This is a genomic window from Algoriphagus yeomjeoni (genome assembly GCF_003259505.1).
GTDB classification, from domain to species: domain Bacteria; phylum Bacteroidota; class Bacteroidia; order Cytophagales; family Cyclobacteriaceae; genus Algoriphagus; species Algoriphagus yeomjeoni.
On sequence record NZ_QLLK01000002.1, the window covers coordinates 444,858 to 465,990 of the forward strand.

Here is a 21,133-nt window from a genome sequence, read left to right on the forward strand (position 1 = left end):
TGGTTGGAAAACCCCTGCCCGAACCGCAGGCGGAGATGAGGGAAGAGCGATGAAGATTGCACCCATAATTTCAACAAAATCCATACTTATTCCCGCTTTCTACTCTATTTCAATTTGGGATCCAGATTTTATGATTTGAGGACTATAAAAAACCATCACTTCACTTTGAATAGTTTGATTAGTTTCTGAATTACTCCAGTCTGGCTTTTCTTGATTTTCTTCTTCTTAGTCTCAAGATCATCGCCATAGTAGTTGTACATGTACTTGTTATTCTGAGAATACAAGTAGGTGTTTCCATAGCCATAATTATACCCTTCGTAATGGTAACCTGAATTGATAATACCATTGAAGACACCGTATACATTTTTCACCTGCTTGTTATTGAACAAATCATTGATCATAACCAGGTGATCCTTAACCGTGTAATTCTGTCTTACTACATACAGGTTGATATCAAACAATCGCATCAAATCTATGGTCTCAGACACCAGTCCCATGGGAGGAGTATCAAAAATAACTACATCAAAGTTTGATTCCAGATGGGCCAGAAATTCAACTAGCCTAGGCGTTTGCAATAATTCTGCGGGATTTGGAGGAATTACTCCTGATGGTACGAACCATAGATTTTCATGAGCTGTAGGCTTCACAATTTCTTCTGCCTCCACTTTACCTATTAAATAGGTAGATAGACCTATACGGTCAGATTCTCCAAAATAGGAAGCCAGTTTAGGCCTTCTCAAATCCCCTCCAACTACAACTGTTTTTTTAGATCCCAAAGCCATAGCTGAGGCAAGGTTCAAGGAGGTAAAGGTTTTTCCTTCTCCAGAAACAGAGGAGGTCACCAGGATTTTCTTGGTATTTTTCCCACTTGCCAAATAAGTAATAGCCGAGCGAAGTGATCTAAAAGACTCTGCCACGGCTGATTTTGGAAAATCCAGCACTACCTTATTCGTATCTTTCAAACTATAGCCCACAATACCTAGCTGAGGAATCATAAAATGCTTTTTCAAGTCCCGCTGATCCTTGATGGTATCATCAAAAATATCCCGTACAACTATGAATCCGAATGGAAGTAAAAACCCTAATACTATGGCTAAACCATAATTCTGTTGCTTCTTTGGAAAGATGAGTGTCCCCCTTCTTGCAGCATCCAAGATCGCATTATCAGAGACATTGGAAGCCATGGCAATACCAGCCTCTGCACGCTTTTCCAAGAGATAGGTATATAAGGACTCTCTTAATTTGAATTCTCTGAAAATCCCTGAATACTCAGATTCTGACTCCGGTAGTGTTGAAAACTCAGCATCATAAATGCGGATATTGCGTTGGATACTATTCTTTTTTTCCTTGGTATTCTCTATCAGATTTACAACGTTTTCGAAAAGGGCATCCTGGACTTTCTCCATTTGCACATCGATCTTAAGGACCTCAGGGTGATTCTCATTGACAGTAGCCATGAGCTTTCTTCTGTCTTGGGAAAGAGTGACCAAAGTTTGTATCAATCCATTTAATAAGGGATCAGGAACACCAATGACTGAGGGAGCGATTACGTCTGAAAAATCCTTGCTTTTTTGCTCCATGTAGGTGCGAATCTGCTCGAAATACTCGAGTTGATAATCTATCTCAGCATTCATCTCATCGAGGGTATTCATTTTCCCAAGGATATTCGAAAATTCCGCTGACACATCCAGCAGCTTATTTTCCACCTTAAAATCCTGAAGCTCACGTTCCTTTTGCTGCAGGGAATCCTCCAAAAAGCCCAACTGTTGTTCAATAAAAGCAAGGGTATTTTCCTGAATTTTATTCTTTTCACTCAGATCGTATGCTATGTAGGATTGCATAAGAGAGTTTATATAATCCCTACCTTTTTCCACCACCTTGGTCGTGGTACTCAGACGAAGTACGGAACTGTATTCATTCTGCAATGAAACTTGAATAGATCTTGCATAAGAATCTTCCAGGGAGGAAGGATCTCTTAGTTTAAAGACCAATTGCTCACTCGTCCTGCCGGGATTTACCAGATGTACGGTAAACTTTGACTTGGCAGTAACTATCTCCTCCCCAAAAGAATATGTCTTATTGTAAATAGATTCGTCACCTGCCGCCATAGCAGAGTTAAAATCCAGTAAACTGGACTCTTCTTGCGCCAACCTGAAGGTTTCACCAGAAAGAATTTCGAGTTGTATAGGAACATCAGATAATTGAAAATGATCCCAGTCCACTTCTATTCGGATCGGGGACCTATCGTACAATTCTATGGCTTTGATAGTAGTCTTGGCAAAATACTCCACATCAAAATGAAGATTCTTCAAGGCCTCACGGGCCAAGCCCTTAGACTTGAGTCGGAGAATATCATTTTCAAGATTAAGACCAGTAGAAAAAATATTGGACCTGTCAAGGATTCTAGCTTCAGGGGATGTATTTGTCTTGATCATCATTGTCCCTGAGACTTCATATTCATCTACCGTGTAGCGATGAAAAAGAAAGGTAGCAATGACAAATAGTAGGATAAAAAGGACGTACCAGGGCCAATAGCGAATGTATTTGGCCACCACATACCTGATCTCCAGTGCCTTCTCCTCGTTGTCTAACTGGCTTAAGTCTAATTTCTCCATAGCTACTAGTTCCCTGTTACCAAATTTATTATCAGTAGAGTGGATGCCAGCAATCCTGCGAAAAGTGCCAGGGATGCTGTAAGGTTATCGGCGTTTCCAAACTGTCTGATATTCATCGGCTCCATGTACAAGATATCATTAGGTTGGATGAAATAAAAGGGGCTAGCCAAAATAGCTCTATCATTCAAATTGATTTGGTGAATTTTAGTACCTCCATCGTATTGACGGATAATAAAAAGCTTGTTTTTCTTGCCCAAGATGGTTGTTTCTCCTGAGTTAGCAAGGGCATCGAAAATAGTTGCTCTATTTTTATATATCACATTGACTCCCACAGAATTAAACTCGCCTAGTGTAGTATATCTTATTCCAGCTATTCCTAATTTAACGAAGATTTCTTCCTTGAAAAACTTATTTATTTCAAGCTGCACCTTATTCTTTGCTTGTTCTTCGGTAAGTCCTGAAATTTTGATTTTCCCGAGTTTTGGAACCTCTACAAAGCCAAGCTGATCTATGGAATATCCACGGAAATATAGCGGGTCTGACCCAGCACCACCACCTCCGCCGCCGCCTCCAAGAGCACCCACATTTTGTGAATTTTGGAATGAAAAGGCCTCGATCAGCTCTGGATCTGAAGTTGCAAAATCAATAGAAACTATATCAAAGGGTTGTAATATGTATTGATAGTCAACTTCAGCGAAGGGAATAAATTCATTTAACTCTATGGGGGTATTATCAGGTAGGTTTTGCAGATAGGTAATTCTCTTATTACTAATACAACCTGTAGCAAAAACCACAATGCTGGCGACAAAAAGGATTTTCTTCATTCTAGAAGCATAAATTAAGCTTAGACCAAATATATAAAAATACTTTAGGAATGATTAATTGGCAATGTTCAAGTATATGATTATCCTCAAGCTTGCCAATAATCGATAATGCTTTGCTCACCCGGCCAGAAGACCGAAGACCGGTGACCGGAGTAGCGTCAATGCTAGCTTTTAACACTTTCTTTATTGCTTTTATCTCCTTATTGACAAAAAACGGATACACATAATCAAGTAAGTATTATACGTAGTATTAATGCATCCCATACTCTACTCTAGGCAATTAAAAAATCTTCCTATCTTCAACCTATGGAAATCAGAAAGGCTACTCCAGGCGATTTACCTGAGATTGTTAATCTTTTAAGAGCCTCCTTGGGGGAAAGTTTAATTCCAAAATCTGAAGCTCTCTGGAACTGGAAACATGTGGAAAATCCATTTGGAAAATCACCAGCACTTGTTGCAGAGGAAGCTGGGTCAATTTGTGGAGTTAGGGTATTTTTAAGATGGGAATTTAGACAAGGAGAAAGAATCATCAAAGCCTGCCGGGCTGTGGACACTGCTATACATCCTGATTATCAAGGTAAAGGACTTTTTAAAAACCTTACACTTTCACTGATAGAAGAAATAAAAAGTGAGGGAGTGGACTTGATTTATAATACACCCAATACTCAGAGTTTGCCAGGATACCTGAAGATGGGTTGGGAAAAATGGGGAAAGTTACCCCTGAAGATGCATTTCAACTTGAGTGTTGGAAAAAGTAAAAGCCTATCACAAGTAAGTAATTGGGAGAGCATTAGGCATTTGATACAGGCATTAGAAAAAACACCAAAGGAAACAGACTCAGTAAACACAAATTTAGTTGCAGGGTACATACACTGGCGCTATGTGAAGTGCCCTCTATTTCCTTATCATTTTATTAGCGATGGGGAAACCTACCTTTTGATCTATAGAATAAAGGAAGGTAAAATTGGTAGAGAGCTCAGAATTGTAGATTTCTTTCAACTTGCAGGATTTGATTCAAATGGAAGAAAACAATTAAACAGCAGACTGAAGACTATTGAAAAAAATGAAAGTGTGCGATTCACTTCCTATTCAGGATTACAGTTTGGGAAAGACAATCCTTTAGAAATGGGTTTAATGCCAGTTATGTCCATTGGCCCTGAGGTTACACTTCGTCAAGCTGCGATGAGAGAGGAAACACTTGACCTGCCTTGGGCTTGGAGCTTGGGGGATTTGGAAGTTTTTTGAAAGGAGCCGGAAAAACGCCCTGTGAAGGCACCATAGAAAGTGATGAGTACATGCCTTCCATCGTCCAATATTAGGAAAAGCATCCAGAATCTAAACCTGATTTCCCAGAGAATACTGCTAAAGAATTAAATACATATTAGTGGCATGTAGAGTTTAGATGTCTCTTGACACCTGCTCCGACCCGTATCCACGAGACCCCTAAAGGAGAGAATGCAGTTGAGTGTTGCCGGATGGAGATTAGAGGTTGGTTGTCGGAAAGTTCAACTGATGAATGGTAAAGTAGTGGCAGGCAGAAGAAACTGACAGAATATTCAAAACTAGAATTTGAAAATGACGCATCTTCTGATAACTAGTAAAATTTTCCCTGCAGACATCATTTAGCCTGAAAACGAAAAGCAGATTTAATGTTGTGGGGAAGGGAATTTGAATGAAAAATGGAAAAAAGTATTCAGTCGGCAGTCTCAGTGATCACTTGATGAGCTGATCACTGAGACTGAAAACTGAACACTGCTAACTGACCTACTACTACCCCACTTTCTCCAAATGCGCTTCCTTTATCCTCCTTCTCAAAATCTTACCCACGTTTGATTTTGGCAGTTCATCAGTGAAATGAACCTCCTTAGGACATTTGTAATTGGTGAGGTATTCGTGGCAATGGGAAATGATTTGTTCCTTGGTGATCGCTTTGTCTTTTACCACTACATAAGCTACCACACGCTCAGTGGATTTAGCATCAGGAATGCCAATTACTCCTACTTCCAAAACTCCTGGAAAGGATGCGATGGCGTCTTCTACTTCGTTTGGATATACATTGAAACCGGAAACAAGAATCATCTCTTTTTTACGATCCACGATCTTGGTAAAACCGTCTTTGTCCATCATTCCGATATCTCCGGTTTTGAACCATTCGCCCAGCATCACTTCAGCCGTCTCCTTTGGCTTATGCCAATAACCTTTCATGACCTGTGGGCCTTTGATGCAGATTTCTCCCCGCTCACCTACAGGAAGTGTATTTCCCTCATCATCTATGACCATCATATCTGTATTCGGAAGCGGAATTCCAATGGTACCATTTCTCTCTGTGCCATCGATAGGGTTACAGGAAGCCACGGGTGAGGTTTCAGTAAGTCCATAGCCTTCTGCCAAAGGCGTTCCGGTGACTGCCAGCCACTTTTCTGCTGTGGCTTTTTGCACCGCCATACCACCACCAACTGTGATTTTCAAACTACTAAAGTCAAGCGCTCTAAAGGCATCTTGGTTAAGCATTCCATTAAACAAAGTGTTCACTCCGGTAATCACCGTAAACTTCTTCTTGGACAATTCCTTACAAAAAGCTGGCATATCCCGAGGATTGGTAATCAGGAGATTGTGTGCTCCGATTTTGAGCATGGCAAGGCAATTCACCGTCAATGCAAAAATATGATAGAGTGGCAATGCAGTAATAACCACTTCCTCACTCTCTTTCAGTTTTGGCTTCATCCAAGCAGAAATCTGCTGCATGTTTGCCACGATATTTCCATGCGTCAACTCCGCACCTTTGGAAACACCCGTCGTGCCACCGGTGTATTGGAGAAAAGCAGTATCTGATAAACTGAGTTCTGCAGGCTTAAATTTATGATGTGCCCCCTGAGACAAAGCCGATTTGAAGGAAATAGCCTTTGGTATAGAAAAAGGCGGGACCAGTTTCTTGATGTATTTCACCACCAAATTGACAAGGGTTCCTTTGAGGCCACCAAGCAAATCTCCAAGTTCTGTTACGATCACATGCTTAGCAGGTATTTCATCGAGGATTTTCTCCAGGTTGTCGGCAAAGTTGGCTACGATAATGATCAATTCAGCTCCTGAGTCTTTGAACTGATGCTTCATTTCCGAAGAAGTATAAAGAGGATTGGTATTCACCACAATCATCCCTGCCCGAAGTGCCCCAAACATGGCCACTGGATATTGAAGGGTATTGGGCATTTGAATTGCTACTCGAGTACCTTTTTTCAGTCTTAGCACCTGAGTCAAATAGCTAGCAAAATCCTCGCTAAGTTTATTCAAGGTATTGAATGACATCGTTTTCCCCATGCATTCAAAGGCTACTGCATCACCGTATTTTTTTACACTTTCCTCGAAAAGTTCGGCTACGCTGGAGTAGGCTTCGCAATCGACTTCTTTTGGTACAGATTCAGGGTAGTACTTAAACCAGGGAAAATCATTCATAATATAAGTTATTGTTGGGTGGATCTATTTATTGAATTAATCAAAATCTTGGCTTAGGTCAAAAGAATTGCTGGCTATTTGAGAATTTTTCTTGCTATAAGCTCTTTCATTATCTCATTTGTTCCAGCATAAATTCGCTGAACACGAGCATCAGCGTATGCTCTGGCCACCCCGTAATCCCACATATATCCATATCCTCCATGCAACTGTACGCATTCATCTGCAACTTTGCATTGTAGTTCGGTCATGTTGTACTTAGCGGCTGAAGCCATCGCCGAATCCAATTTGCCATCATTGTGAAGCTGAACCAAGTGGTCACAGTAAATCCTCCCCTGCTCCAAAGCTGCACACATCTCAGCCAGTTTGAATCGGGTGTTTTGAAAATCTGAAATGGATTGATTAAAAGCTTTGCGCTGCTTCACATAGGTAACCGTCTCCTGAAGCATGTATTCACCTAAGGCAACAGCTGCCAAAGCCACTACCAACCGCTCCTGAGCCAACTCAGTCATCAGGTATTTAAAGCCCTCTCCTTCCTGGCCAAGCAGGTTTTCCTTTGGCACAATAACATCTTCAAAAAATAACTCGCAAGTATCCTGGGCATGCAAGCCAACCTTCTCAAAAGGAAGTCCTTTGGTATAGCCTTTCATAGAATTATCCATCAGCAGTAGGCTAATTCCTTTGGCACCTTTCTTAGGATCAGTCTTTACTGCTACCACCACCACATCAGATAGGTAGCCATTGGTGATAAAAGTTTTACTGCCATTCACCAAATAAGAGTCTCCCTGATCTATAGCGCTAGTACTCATACCCTGCAGGTCACTGCCGGCACCAGGCTCAGTCATTGCTACTGCACCTATGTATTCTCCGGCCACCATTTTTGGGATGTACTTTGCCATGGCAGCTTCAGTCCCAAAATGCAAAATGTATGGCATCACAATGTCATTATGGAGTGGATAACCAATTGCTGGGGCGGAGCAACCGCTTAGGCCAAGCTCTTCTATAAAAATCGCGTTGTATCGAAAATCCTGAATATTCATCCCACCAAGCCGCTCAGGTGCCTGTATTCCCAGAAACCCACTCTCACCGAGCTTGCGCCAACTTTCCCGTGAAACCATTTTCTCTTTCTCCCATTGGGCATTAAAAGGAGTGATTTCTTTTGCAATAAAATCTCTTACACTGGCTCTGAAAAGCTCATGCTCTTCAGTAAAAAGGGTTCGGGGTAATCCAAACATGGTATTTATATTTTAGGTTTATATTCATCTCTATATACTTGTATTTCAATTGCCAGATAGCCTGTCCCGATTTTTCATCGGGAGAATCTCGCAAATGTATTCGCATCGTAGTGCGTGATGCTATCAACTAGGCTCGATTTCAAATCAAAAATAGGGATTTTTACTCCCCGCATTTTTCTTTTGTATCCAAAAGAACCTTTTACCTCTCATTTTAGAACTTTTGCTAAACGGTGCCCAAGTGTTTAAACTTATTTATAGTTTCGATAATTGATTTCCAAACAAATACTAATGACCGATTTAAGTGAGAATTCCAGTCTTGAAACATTACTTTCTCTGCCAATTTGGATAGAAAATGAAAAGCTACTCTCAGTGGAGCCCGCCGGAGCAAGCAACATGAATGTTGTTTTACGGGTAAAGACGAACTTAAGATCTGTCATCGTAAAGCAATCCAAACCTTACGTCAGGAAATTTCCTCAAATCCCTGCTCCAGTAGATAGAATAGAGATAGAACTCTGCTACTACCAACTCATAGAAGATGATGAAGTTTTGAGAAACTATAGTCCTAAAGTGCATCAATACAACCCGGAGCATCATATTCTGGTCATAGAAGATCTTGGGAAAGGACAGGATTTCAGCGATATCTATAAACAGGACTTTCAATGGAAAAACAATGATTTTCGATCGATTACCAATTACCTGAATGCCCTGCATCAGATGGAAGTAAGCAACTTCCCCGATAATCTGGAAATGAAAAAACTGAATCATGAACACCTTTTTCACTTTCCTTTTATGGAAGAAAATGGGTTTGATTTGGATACTATTCAGCCAGGCCTCCAGCAAATAAGCTTAAAATATAAAACTGATGAGGAGTTAAAAAATGCGTTGGAAACCTTGGGCAAACGCTACCTATCGCATGGCATCACCTTACTTCATGGGGACTTTTACCCTGCTTCTTGGCTAAAGACTGAAAACGGAATCAAATTCATAGACACCGAATTTGCCTATATGGGAGACTGTGAATTCGACTTGGGGATTTTATTTGCGCATTTTGATTTGGCGAAAATGGAAGAAAGTCACCATGACGAGTTCCTGAAATATTACCAGCACAGCTATATCGATGAATTGGTAAACGCTTATAGAGGCATGGAAATCATGCGGAGGCTGATAGGAATCGCCCAACTTCCCCTTTCACTTTCCTTGAGCGAAAAGGAATTCCTATTGGAGAAGGCGAAAAACTTAATTCTGACTTCATGAAAAACTTTTGGCTCCTAGTTGTATTAGCCTTCCTTTTGGCTTCATGTGGAGATAGAAGGTCTTCAACTCCGGTTCAGTTTTCAGATCAGGTACTTCCTGAGTTGGGGATTTCTGAAAAGCAACTTCAGGATAAAATCCTAGGCATGTTGGTAGGCTCGGCTATTGGCGATGCAATGGGAGCTCCGACTGAAATGTGGGCAAGAGAGGATATCAAGCTTGCGTATGGATTTGTGGAAGGTCTAGACTCGATGATTCGGGAGGTCTCTCCTGAGGGAATTTGGATTGCCAATCTTCCTGCTGGGGGAACTACCGACGATACCCGTTGGAAGGAATTAACTTCCAACTATTTGTTGACTCAGGATAGAAATGAATTGGACGCAAAGGATTTTGCAAGGGAGGTTCTAGCAAGGTATGAATCCTATACTGAGGAATTTAAGAAAATAGAAAGCACTGATCCAGAACCATTTGAATCAGTATCCTTAAAGCTGGGATGGCTACAAGAATGGGCGAAGGTGAGTCAGCCTTTCATTGATGAGAACCTTGTAGGATATGCTGATTCCTTGGGGAAATTCTACGGCGGCGAGATGGTTTGTGCGGGTTTACTCTATGCGCCTTCCTTGGGGGCGTTTTTTCCAGGAAATCCTGAAAAAGCCTACCAGGAAGCATATAAACTTTCATTTTATGACTTGGGCTACGCCAAAGATATTTCTGCGCAAGCTGCTGCCATGACTGCAGCCGGAATGAGTCCTGATGCTACCAAAGATCACTTGATCGCTTCCTTGCGCGTAGATCCTGCCAATTACTTTGAAAGTCGCTTAGTAGGTAGAACAGCCTATACGATTCTAAAAAATGCATTGTTGATCGCGTCCGAATCGGCTAAGCAAGATAGCTTGGGAAATCAGCTTACAGCGGACAGTAAAGCCTTGCAATTTGCTTTTGAACAACTCGATCAAAGATTGCAAGACATGCCTTTTCATGCCGGAGAAATATGGCTTCAAACGCTCACAGCGATGATTTATGCTGATTTTGAGTTTATGGGAACACTTACTTTTCTAGTGAATTACGGCAGAGACAATGACACCACGGCGGCAGTTGCTGGTGGGATATTGGGCGCTTTTTATGGATTTGAGCAATTGCCAAAACTAGAACGGGAAAAAGTGCTTCAGGTGAATAAAGAGTTGCTAGGGATAGACTTGGTGCAAATCGCAAATGAGTTGACAGCGCATATATCTGGACAAAAGTAGTTTTTTTACCACATAGCCATATAGCTTACATAGAGCCGTACCTAACGCCACAGCTGGGATCTATACCTTCTTATTTCTACCCTTAGTATATGCCCACCACGACGGGCAAGCTCTAACGGGACGTAGGCATTGGATTAAACCGCCTAATATTATAAAAGCACAAGCGGTGAGATATTTTTGTAGCACCATGCTTCAGCGCGAGGTGAAGAGAATCTAATATGATTCAACGTTTTTGCCGCAGTGCTGTCAATGGAAATAATTGCGTCTTGCCAAAACGAAGGGATGTTAATTAACCATTTAGATTAAATAGCATTGAAAAATGGCAAGGATTACTTAAATGAGGTTCTCAAAAATTGTTTGCATAAAGAGAATCAAAGTCTCTAATTCAGAATTGATTACATGAAGGAGCTATGTTTTTCTATGATTCTATATGGTTCAAAAAAAAACCCCAAATCAACGATTCAGGGCTTGTGCACAAAGGAAGTTGGTTTAGAATTCAAATGTAAATTTTACGTGTTCTTCCAATTGCGTCAGTTACTTCGAAGTAAACCTCCTCTGGATCAAGGCCATTCAATATGTAATTTTTTCGGAATCCTTCTGGCTCATTGATCATTTCTTCAAAAACCAATTTGTCATCTTTTGATCTTTTGATTTGAACAGCTATACCAGGTTGTTCCAGACCTATTACCAGTAGATTTACAGTAGTATGATCTACTATTTTTCCATAAGCCATAAGTGGCAAAACTTTAGGAGCCGGAACTTCTTTCTCTACTGTTTCAACTGTGTAGGTCACTTCTTCATCGTCAGTTGTGATCATCACTTGATACTCCGCGCACGGTAGGCTATTCATATCATAAGGAACCAATACGTCTACGTTTGCTTTGACTCTGCGAGAGTGTAGTTTTTTACCATTCATATCATAAATGGCAATTTTTGCTTTTCCTACACCTTCATTAAGGAGTACGGAAATTTTCTTATTGTTCGTGTGAACTGATGAATTTGCTTTTAAATCTTCAGCATCATTAGCAAAAGTGCTGGTAGCTAAAAGTCCTGCAAGTGCGAAAGTGAATAGAGTTTTCATAATATTGTTGGTTTAGAGTTATGCTTCTCCTTGTTGCGAACGGCATACCAACTGTGCCATAAAGGCCTTCTAGAGCCTATTTGAGGCATATTCTTATTTGCAAAAATTAACATTAACACAAAATATAATTTGGCAAACCACGAAATACCTGCCATGTAACTGTATGAAAAGTGATCGATTTGCCAAAAAAATGTATTGCAACCGAACAGATTAGTCCTGTTTTGGGGAAAAAGCAGGTTACACTTTATTACATATGTTAGTAAAAATTAATTTTTCAAAAAATTGTAAGTGCCTGAATTTAACTATTTTAAAAAAGAAAAACCTGTACGGTGGTGTACAGGTCTTGTTCGCTGAGATACATAAATTTGATTTATGTCAATTCTATTTTAGCTCTTGGATAAGAGTTCTTACCCGATCTTTGATCTGAATTCCAGCAATATCCTCATTGAGTGAGGTTGCCAAGAGGAATTCATTCACTGCTCCAGTATGATCGGTAGATTTCCCTTCAGCTAGGGTGACATACCTCATCGTAGTCCATAGCAGTGTCTTCAACTGCTTCTCGCTGTCATCCGTCATATAATACTCCAAAACCACTGTATTGTTATTATGCCAAATGATCCGGCTCTTTATCCGCACCCACTCTCCCACCATGGCAGGCTTCACGTAGGAAATATTATGATTGTAAATCACCCAAGCAGCCTGATACTTCTTGATAAAATCCATCATCTCCACTCCGTATAGCTTTGGAACCTGATCTTCACGGGCGTTGAAAAAGTAATCGAAGTACTTCGCATTATTCAAGTGCCTAAGTGGATCACAATCCTGAAAACGGATCAAAACTCTGCTTTCAGTTTCGGTTGGGTAATGTTTCTCTGAGTTATATTCAAACATGACTAATTAATTATAGCTGAACTTTCAATTAGTATTACTCCTGCTTTTTTCATTTCTTCCAAGGCCTTTTCTCCATCTTCTGCAGATAGGTTGACTGCCCGGGTAGCATCAGTGATGAGATAGGTTTTAAAACCCAAACTCACTGAATCCAGCGCAGTGTATTTCACACAGTAATCCTGGGCCAGTCCCGTCACAAATACATTCATGATTCCCTCATTTTGCAGAAAATCACCTAACCCCGTATCTCCTCTTCGTGCATTGTCAAAGAACCCTGAATAGGAATCCACTTCCGGATTTTTGCCTTTCTGGAAAATAGCGGTCCACTTGATCGGATTCAAATCGGCATGAAATTCTGCCCCCTCAGATCCCTGCACACAGTGAACTGGCCAGAGTATCTGTTGCAATCCCGATAACTCAATGAACTCTCCAGGCTTTTTACCCTCATGGTTTGCAGCGAAGCTCCCATGGTCTGCTGGGTGAAAATCCTGCGTAGCTACGATGAAATTGAACTGTTCCTGCAATTGATTAATAACAGGAACAACCTCATCACCATCGGTAACAGCTAGTGCGCCTCCTGGTAAAAAGTCATTTTGAACGTCTACGATAAGTAGTGCGCTATTTTTAAGATTCATTGCCATTATCTACTTGTTTTGCTTTCAAAACCAACTCCATTCGCAGCTGGTGAAGATTTTCTTCCAAACCTATCGGATATAAATGCGGATTTACCAATCGTTTGTGTGTCTTGTCCAGAGAATCCAATTGATTTTGCACTCTTTCTCTGATCTGAATAATCGAAGGAAGCTTATATAGCAGTTTCCCTTTTTCGAAAATCGGCTTGAGTAATATCTCTTCCTGATAAAAAGCGGGCATCATCCGCTTTCTCCGGGTTGGGTCATTTGGGTCGATGATCAGCGCAGCCTGTGGATTCAGTTCTTGATCTTCCAAATAGATCATATCTGCTACAGCTTTTCCTTTTGAGAAAAATCGCTTGATGGTATGCAGGCCAGGAATATTGATTTTCAAAGACTGTTGAGAAAGCTTAATTTTAGGAACCCAAGTGCCATTTTCATCTCGAATAGCAGATAATTTATAAACCCCACCCAATGCTGGCTGATCAAAGGCAGTTACCAACTTTGTCCCAACACCCCATACATTAATTGATGACTCTTGCCCTTTCAGCGAGGTGATGATGTTCTCATCCAGATCATTTGATGCGACAATCTTTGCATCAGGAAAACCAGCTTCATCCAACATCTCTCTGGCAACATTACTGAAATAAGCCAAATCACCTGAATCAATCCGGATACCTACCATTTCTTTTCCTTTGCTTCGCAAAGTATTTCCAACTTTGATTGCATTTTTGATTCCATTGATCGTATCATAGGTGTCAACCAAAAAAATAGATTGATCTGGAAAAGCATCTGCATAGGCTTCAAATGCTTCTATTTCAGTTTCGAAAGACATGATCCAGCTATGTGCATGCGTGCCTGAAACGGGAATTCCGAATAGTTTTCCAGCCATCACATTACTTGTAGACGTGCACCCACCGATATAAGCCGCTCTTGAGCCTGCAAGACCACCGTCTATGCCTTGAGCACGCCGTAAGCCAAATTCCAATACTGGATCACCTTTGGCTGCCAAATTGATCCGGGCAGACTTAGTGGCAATCAGACTTTGGAAATTGATGATGTTCAAAAGCGGAGTTTCAAGTAATTGACATTGAATCAAAGGACCTTTCACCCGAACCAATGGCGTATTTGGAAAAACCACAGTCCCTTCTTCCACTGCTGCTATATCGCAGGTAAATTTCATTTCTCTGAGGTAATCCAGAAACCCTGACTCAAACAAGAGTTGGTCATCTTTGCCCTGCATCGTGGCCAAGTAGCTCAAGTCTTCTTCAGAAAACTGAAAGTTTTTACAGTAATCAACTATGTAATCTAGGCCAGCAGCAATGGTAAATCCGCCCTGAAAGGGATGCTTTCGAAAGAAAAGATTAAACACCGCTTCCTGCTCTGCTTTACCAGATTTCCAATAAGCGTAAGCCATCGTCAGCTGATAAAAATCTGTCAAAAGTGCCAGTGATCCTTGATATAGGTCTTTCGTTATTTTCATTGTTCGTTTTAAGCTTAATTCAAAAATAACCTACTATTGATTCCTGTCCAATTGATTTAGGAAACTTGCTTCTCACGCATATTCAAAAGAATCCCAAGAAGGACTAAGCCTATCCCAACATACACTAGCGCATCAAACGTCTCACCGAAGAAGAAGAAACCAAATATCAATGCGTACACAATTCCTATGTAAGTAAGACTAGCTACCTTGGAAACATTGGCATTTTGGTACGCAATAGTCAAGAAATACTGGGCTGTCTGGGTACATATTCCAATGAAAAGTAAAATTGCCCAATCCCATCCCACAGGATTCACCCAGCCAAATGCTGAGACAATCAGCGCAAAGGGCAGTGTGACTAAGGGGAAATAGAAAATGAGGACTAATGGATGTTCTGTATTTTTCAGCTTACGAATTACATTATAGGCTAATCCGGAGAAAATAGCGGATATAATACCAACTATAGTCCAGAACATGTCCACACGAGCATCCACCCCTTGAATCACCAGTACTCCTGCAAAGGAGATGGCGAAGAATAAGAACTGGATAGGTTTTACTTTTTCCTTTAAAAGGAAAACCCCGAAGATAGTCGTAAAAACAGGAGACAAGTACTGAATCGTAACTGCACTCGCAAGGGGTATATTTTGAAGTGTGTAGAAGAAGGTAATCAAGCCAATAGAACCAACTAAGCCTCTGATAATTAACCATTTTTTATTATTACCAAAGACCGGAATATTTTGCTTTTTTAAAACTAAAAAGCTGAAAACCAATGAAAATATAGATCTAAAAACTATAATTTCTATGGCGGGAATATGTGGAATGTACTTTACAGAGACATTCATCAATGCGAAAAAAATTCCAGCCAAAAGCATGGACTGGACACTGTTAGTTTTCAAAATAATGGGTTTTCAGAGTGATTTTCTTCTAAGGAATTTGCGAAGCGAATGGTTCAAAAAATAAATACAAAATCGAATCTAAGTACCGAACCAATCTCCTCTGAAATAGTTTTAAGCATTATGGCATTAAAAACAGGAAGTAAAGCACCGGAATTTACCTTGGCGTGTACGGGCATTAATATTCTCAATACTACCAAAGATCTGAAAGGAAAGGCATTTGTACTTTATATCTACCCCAGAGATTTCACACGAGTATGCACAGCTGAAGCCTGTGAATTCAGAGATCAGTTTGAATCTTTTCGGGATTTGGATATTCCTGTTTTTGGAATGAGTAAGGATGATATTGAAACCCACACTAAATTTAAAAAAGAGCATAGACTTCCATTTGAGCTACTTTCTGATCCCACAGGAAAGGTGTGTAAATCCTACGATGCCTTAGTTCCACTAATTAAAATGCCCAAGCGGATCACCTATTTGATAGATAAAGAGCATAAGATTGCTGCTGTATTTTCAGATATGTTTGAGTCGAAGGGACATATCGAGGCGATGTTAAGGAAATTACAGAAGTAGGTTAAATCTCCCGCCAAGACGCAAAGGCGAAAGGTTTTGATATTGCTCCCGCAAAGGCGCAGTTTTTTCCTCGCAGCGGCGAGGCGACGCAGCAGCGCAGCGTTTTATAACTTTTGAGGTGTCATTTCGAAAGAGGAACGACTGAGAAATCTCCTCGAAGATTTTATCCTTTCATTTTTGTAAATGACCGTTTTGGACTTAGACCAATTAGTTCAAGTCTTCAGACTTGGACTTTACCCATGTAAGTATCTTCACGAATGGCATAATGTTAAAATTCATTTCGGTTTGTGAGACACAAACCGAGGCTCAAAACTAGCAGCGATGCCACATCAGACACCCAACATCGGGCATCCAACATCTTCACAAAATCAACCCATCCTGCATTACCACCTTCCTATCGGCCATCTCAGCCAATTCTTCGTTGTGAGTAACAATCACGAAGGCTTGCCCCAGCTCTTTACGAAGTGTGAAAAATAACTCATGTAAGCTTTTGGCATTCTGAGTATCGAGATTCCCACTTGGCTCATCTGCAAAAACAACCGCTGGACTATTGATTAATGCCCTAGCCACAGCAACTCGCTGCTGCTCTCCTCCAGAAAGCGTGGAAGGCTTGTGATCCAATCGATGTGAAATTCCTAGCAATTCTGCCAATTCTCCGGATTTCTTGCTCAGTTTCTCTGAAGAAGCATTTCCAATCAGTCCGGGAATCATGATGTTTTCCTGAGCAGTAAATTCAGGAAGCAGGTTATGAAATTGAAAAATAAAGCCAATTCGCTCGTTTCTGAATTTTGCCAAGTCATCTCCTTTTAAGTTCAGAAGCATTTTCCCGTCCATCTCTAAAGCCCCTTGATCCGGATGATCCAAGGTCCCTAGTATATGAAGTAAAGTACTTTTACCGGCCCCAGATGAACCAACAATAGAAACAATTTCAGAAGTTAAAATTTCTAGATCTACTCCTTTTAAAACTTGTAGGCTTCCATAAGATTTATGGATTCCATTGGCTTTCAGCATGCTAACATTTTTTATCCTCCCAAAAATAGGATAAATGCCTATCCCACCGGGAAATTAACGGCTTTTTTTCCCAAAAAAGGAAAAAGTCAAGTTTGATTTATCAAGTGTAAGGGGTTAACTTCGGGCAAAAATTTCCAAAGGATGAAATCGAGCATGACTGAAAAGTCACAAGGGTAATTCCCCCAACCATGCAAGATTCTTCCCGATTGCTCGGGATGACATTTGAGAAAAAAATCATACACATATGAATATTCACGAATATCAGGCTAAAGAAGTATTAAAAGGTTACGGAGTTCGTATTCAGGAAGGTATAGTCGCCGACACGCCTGAAGCAGCTCATGAAGCAGCCGTTAAGTTGAACGAGCAAACCGGTACTAGCTGGTATGTGATCAAAGCTCAGATTCACGCAGGTGGTCGTGGCAAAGGTAAAGTCAACGAAACTGGTTCTAACGGAGTAGTACTTGCCAAGAAATTGGAAGACGTATCCGAGAAAGCTAAAAATATCCTGGGCGGTACATTGGTGACTCACCAGACTGGCCCGGAAGGAAAAGTTGTAAATAAGGTATTGATCGCTGAGGACGTTTACTATCCAGGTGCATCTGAGCCAAAAGAATATTACCTATCTATCTTGTTGGATAGAGCTACAGGTAGCAACGTAATCATGGCCTCTACCGAAGGTGGAATGGACATCGAGGAAGTTGCTGAGCATACTCCTGAGAAAATCATGAAAGAGTGGATCGACCCTAAAGTTGGTCTTCAGCCTTTCCAAGCAAGAAAAGTAGCTTTCGGATTGGGGCTTTCTGGAAATGCATTCAAAGAAATGGTGAAATTCATCACTGCTCTTTACAATGCTTACGAAGGAACAGATTCTTCTCAGTTTGAAATCAACCCGGTATTGAAAACGTCTGACGATAAGATCTTGGCAGTAGATGCTAAAGTGAACATCGACGACAACGCACTTTACAGACAAAAAGGATTGGCAGCATTGAGAGATGTGGCTGAAGAAGATCCATTGGAAGTAGAAGCTGGAGAATCAGGGTTGAACTATGTGAAACTTGATGGAAACGTAGGATGCATGGTGAATGGCGCTGGTCTTGCTATGGCGACTATGGACATGATCAAATTGGTGGGTGGTGAGCCTGCTAACTTCCTAGATGTAGGAGGAGGAGCAAATGCTACTACTGTAGAGGCTGGATTCAGAATTATCCTTCAGGATCCTAATGTGAAAGCTATCTTGATCAACGTATTCGGTGGTATCGTAAGATGCGACAGAATTGCTAGCGGTGTGGTAGAAGCTTACAAATCTATCGGAGACATCAGAGTTCCGATCATTGTAAGACTTCAAGGAACCAATGCTGCTGAAGGCGCAAAAATCATTGATGATTCAGGATTGAAAGTATTCTCTGCAATCACGCTTAAAGAAGCTGCTGACAAAGTACAGTCCGTACTTGAAGGCTAAAAATAAAATGTACTGAAGAGCAATCTTCGGTACTTTCTGCACTCGTAGTTCAACTGGATAGAATATCAGATTTCGGCTCTGAGGGTTGAGGGTTCGAATCCTTCCGAGTGCACATAATTAAGGCTTAAACATTCGTTTAAGCCTTTTATTTTGACTGTTCCCTAAGTTTTTTCTCTAAGATATCTATCCTTAAATTCGTGGTAGAACCTTTTTAACTGATCCTAGCATTTGATCTTGAAATAATAATTTAGATCCACTTTTTTTTGAACTTGCCGGACGAGCAAATCAAACTGACCTAATTGTAATTGCATATTTGGATGGGATAGAAAGGCGTAATTGCAAATTACCCCTAGGTAATGCACTTCAAAAATTTAAACTCAAATTATACTCAGAGAGGGGGCATTTTCAGAAATTATTAACCTGTTTCCTATTCTATTCCTTCTAGGTTGAGAAGCCACGCAAGCAAACGGATCACTACGTATACAAAACTAACCAAAGCAAAAAAGAAGGTCCACCAATATGTTCTATATATCCTCCTTGAGTTCCTGACATCGTATGTAAGCTTCTCTAATTCAAGACTTTTCTTTTCCTTTATCTCTAATCTTTCTTTTTCTTGATTCTCGAATATAGCCGTAAACCCACCTTCAAAATAGAAGGCAGGCAAATAATCACTTGCCCAAAAAACCTCGGGAGTTGGGTCAGGCTTTGGAAATAAAAGACGTGGCCTATGGTCATTTAGGTGATGAAACATAGCAATCAAATAAGCATCAGGCTTATCAGGAAACAGAACAGCCTTCATATCTTCCACCGAACCAACATCGGAATTATTTGAAACCAATTCTTTAACTAGTAGGTCCAGGTCTGTTACGACATCGTTATTAAGTTTCATGGGTTATACGTTTAGGTCAAATCATTTTACCCCCTATTTCTCTTGCTGAACGGGAATTCGAGATACCATTACCTTCCAAACTTTATTAGAAGCGCCTGATTTACCACTACCAAAGGTGGAAGGAGAAGCTTCGTATGATTCTATACCTCCATAGATATATCCAATATGAACTGGATCTGAACTAGTGAAGGTACTTTCTCCATCGATTACATCTGTTTGCTCATCATTAATTGTCACATAGTTAGTATTGCTATTTGGGATAAATACCGCTTCAGCTCCATAAAAATAGTTGGATGGAAATACGTTGGAAAAGGTATCAAATGAACTTGCTTTAGTATTTAGATTGAATTTAGCGTAGCCCAATGTATTCGTGAATCCGGATAAATCATTATCTGCTTTCCCATCACCTATACCACCCGGTAGAAACGTGTGAAGTTCCGATGATTGCGAATCATAAATCACAAAATCAGGACAGGAATAAATATTACAATCCTTCTGATCGTGCTGGGTGTCTATATAAAACTGATCCACTCCGTTGGGAGTGATGTAAATGGCATCGTTCCATGCAGCCACTGTTTCTCCGTATTTGAATACCCCACCCATGAGCGCAAAATTGGGAGCAAGATTACTATCCTGATCGAGGTAAAGAGATGCTACAATAGGCAAGTCTCTTCTTCTGAAAGTGGAAGTGCTATCTGCCATTTTTGGGTTATTTAGCAACACAGCTGGAGAAATATCACTAATGGTATCTGTTACTGTGGCCGTAAGTGCGAGCGAAGTGGCATCTTCTGAGAAGTTGAATTCATAGACAGCGTTTAAATAAACCTGTGCAGTATCAAAATTATGTCCTGCCGCTAGATAAAATTGGTCATTTAGCCTTTTCAATTCCCCTCCAGTAGCCCTCAGCGTGGGATTATTTCCAAATCGAAATAGATCCTCCCATTCTGCCACTGTAAGATTCCAGTCCTGATTAGTAATTCTCATCAAGAGCGGAACATTTATTCTGGCTATCTCATCAGTAGTTGTGTAGTTTCCTGATGTTGGGGTTTCGTTTAAAGGCGGGCCGTAACCTCCAACTACATATAAGTAATCCCCGGATTGAACAACTTGGGGGTTCGTACACATAAAGATCCTGCCGTGCTCAGCCAAGATATCTCCTACTTTTTTACAGATCTCCCTAATATCTTCAGCCTCGCCGTTTGTTCCAGCAGCCATAGAGCGAATGGTATTCAGCATATCCGAATAGTTAAGGAAAGATTGGTTGCCGGTATTGGGGTTGAACGTATAAATAAAGGAATTAAAAGATTTGGGAGGAAAAGACTTGAGTGAATAATCCGCATTTAGATTATGTAATCCTCCCAGCGTATCATTTCCGTTCGTTCTCCCGGCAAACAATAGCCAGTCATCGCCAATAGCCGCATGTGCAAAGGACTGTAGCCCAGGAGCTAGGTAATTTTCTGTTACAGCTTCTAAAGACAGAGAATACGTAAATTCACTGTCAGAACTAACTGTTGACTCATTGGTTTTATCTCCACAAGAGATAAAAAGTAAAGACAATGTAAAATTTGCAAGTAGGCAAAAAGTCTTAAGTTTCATTTCGATGAATTT

17 protein-coding genes and 1 tRNA gene are annotated in these 21,133 nt (G+C 40.7%); 6 read left to right on the forward strand and 12 right to left on the reverse strand.

Annotation, left to right across the window (positions count from 1 at the left end; translation table 11 throughout):
• Positions 1-155: 155 nt before the first annotated feature.
• Together LV83_RS05220 and LV83_RS05225 are read right to left on the reverse strand one after the other, a co-directional pair.
• A complete protein-coding gene (locus LV83_RS05220; RefSeq protein WP_111610474.1) occupies positions 156-2,615 on the reverse strand; it encodes a GumC family protein in 2,460 nt (819 codons plus the stop codon).
• A gap of 5 nt (positions 2,616-2,620) precedes the next feature.
• Entirely contained in the window at positions 2,621-3,439 is an 819-nt protein-coding gene (locus LV83_RS05225; RefSeq protein ID WP_111610475.1) for a polysaccharide biosynthesis/export family protein, read from the reverse strand.
• Positions 3,440-3,745: 306 nt separating this feature from the next.
• Between LV83_RS05225 and LV83_RS05230 the strand changes: the two genes are divergently transcribed.
• On the forward strand, positions 3,746-4,684 hold the full coding sequence (locus tag LV83_RS05230) for a GNAT family N-acetyltransferase (protein ID WP_111610476.1): 939 nt from the start codon (positions 3,746-3,748) through the stop codon (positions 4,682-4,684).
• 525 nt (positions 4,685-5,209) lie between these two features.
• Here the strand turns inward: LV83_RS05230 and LV83_RS05235 are convergent.
• Both LV83_RS05235 and LV83_RS05240 read right to left on the reverse strand, forming a co-directional pair.
• Entirely contained in the window at positions 5,210-6,889 is a 1,680-nt protein-coding gene (locus LV83_RS05235) for an AMP-binding protein (RefSeq protein WP_111610477.1), read from the reverse strand.
• Between the two features lie 74 nt (positions 6,890-6,963).
• Positions 6,964-8,121 carry an acyl-CoA dehydrogenase family protein gene (locus LV83_RS05240; protein ID WP_111610478.1) on the reverse strand — a complete coding sequence of 386 codons (1,158 nt, stop codon included), beginning with the start codon at positions 8,119-8,121 and terminating at the stop codon, positions 6,964-6,966.
• 288 nt (positions 8,122-8,409) lie between these two features.
• Between LV83_RS05240 and LV83_RS05245 the strand changes: the two genes are divergently transcribed.
• Positions 8,410-9,375 (forward strand): phosphotransferase, encoded by a 966-nt coding sequence (locus LV83_RS05245; RefSeq protein ID WP_111610479.1) that lies wholly within the window; start codon positions 8,410-8,412, stop codon positions 9,373-9,375.
• A complete protein-coding gene (locus LV83_RS05250) occupies positions 9,372-10,619 on the forward strand; it encodes an ADP-ribosylglycohydrolase family protein (RefSeq protein WP_111610480.1) in 1,248 nt (415 codons plus the stop codon). Before LV83_RS05245 ends, LV83_RS05250 begins: the two co-directional genes overlap by 4 nt.
• 496 nt (positions 10,620-11,115) lie before the next feature.
• Here the strand turns inward: LV83_RS05250 and LV83_RS05255 are convergent, their stop codons facing one another.
• The 5 genes from LV83_RS05255 to LV83_RS05275 form a co-directional block, all read right to left on the reverse strand.
• Positions 11,116-11,700 carry a hypothetical protein gene (locus LV83_RS05255; protein ID WP_111610481.1) on the reverse strand — a complete coding sequence of 195 codons (585 nt, stop codon included), beginning with the start codon at positions 11,698-11,700 and terminating at the stop codon, positions 11,116-11,118.
• A 381-nt stretch (positions 11,701-12,081) separates the two neighbouring features.
• Positions 12,082-12,591 carry an acyl-CoA thioesterase gene (locus LV83_RS05260; RefSeq protein WP_111610482.1) on the reverse strand — a complete coding sequence of 170 codons (510 nt, stop codon included), beginning with the start codon at positions 12,589-12,591 and terminating at the stop codon, positions 12,082-12,084.
• A gap of 2 nt (positions 12,592-12,593) precedes the next feature.
• Complete coding sequence (pncA, locus tag LV83_RS05265) at positions 12,594-13,229, reverse strand: bifunctional nicotinamidase/pyrazinamidase (RefSeq protein WP_111610483.1); 636 nt, start codon at positions 13,227-13,229, stop codon at positions 12,594-12,596.
• The gene (locus LV83_RS05270; protein ID WP_111610484.1) at positions 13,213-14,703 is read right to left on the reverse strand and encodes a nicotinate phosphoribosyltransferase; all 1,491 of its coding nucleotides are present in this window, start codon (positions 14,701-14,703) and stop codon (positions 13,213-13,215) included. The genes pncA and LV83_RS05270 overlap by 17 nt, the downstream gene beginning before the upstream one ends.
• A 56-nt stretch (positions 14,704-14,759) precedes the next feature.
• The gene (locus LV83_RS05275) at positions 14,760-15,572 is read right to left on the reverse strand and encodes a DMT family transporter (protein ID WP_111610485.1); all 813 of its coding nucleotides are present in this window, start codon (positions 15,570-15,572) and stop codon (positions 14,760-14,762) included.
• A gap of 144 nt (positions 15,573-15,716) precedes the next feature.
• Between LV83_RS05275 and LV83_RS05280 the strand changes: the two genes are divergently transcribed.
• Entirely contained in the window at positions 15,717-16,166 is a 450-nt protein-coding gene (locus LV83_RS05280; RefSeq protein ID WP_111610538.1) for a peroxiredoxin, read from the forward strand.
• A 360-nt stretch (positions 16,167-16,526) separates the two neighbouring features.
• Here the strand turns inward: LV83_RS05280 and LV83_RS05285 are convergent, their stop codons facing one another.
• On the reverse strand, positions 16,527-17,177 hold the full coding sequence (locus LV83_RS05285; RefSeq protein ID WP_111610486.1) for an ABC transporter ATP-binding protein: 651 nt from the start codon (positions 17,175-17,177) through the stop codon (positions 16,527-16,529).
• 244 nt (positions 17,178-17,421) lie between these two features.
• Between LV83_RS05285 and sucC the strand changes: the two genes are divergently transcribed.
• Both sucC and LV83_RS05295 read left to right on the forward strand, forming a co-directional pair.
• On the forward strand, positions 17,422-18,636 hold the full coding sequence (gene sucC, locus LV83_RS05290) for an ADP-forming succinate--CoA ligase subunit beta (protein ID WP_111610487.1): 1,215 nt from the start codon (positions 17,422-17,424) through the stop codon (positions 18,634-18,636).
• Between the two features lie 38 nt (positions 18,637-18,674).
• Positions 18,675-18,748 (forward strand) — tRNA-Arg (locus LV83_RS05295).
• A 315-nt stretch (positions 18,749-19,063) separates the two neighbouring features.
• Here LV83_RS05295 and LV83_RS05300 read toward each other — a convergent pair.
• Complete coding sequence (locus tag LV83_RS05300) at positions 19,064-19,525, reverse strand: hypothetical protein (RefSeq protein WP_111610488.1); 462 nt, start codon at positions 19,523-19,525, stop codon at positions 19,064-19,066.
• A gap of 33 nt (positions 19,526-19,558) precedes the next feature.
• Positions 19,559-21,121, reverse strand: a complete 1,563-nt coding sequence (locus LV83_RS05305; RefSeq protein WP_111610489.1) for a hypothetical protein — start codon at positions 21,119-21,121, stop codon at positions 19,559-19,561.
• Between the last annotated feature and the right edge of the window lie 12 nt (positions 21,122-21,133).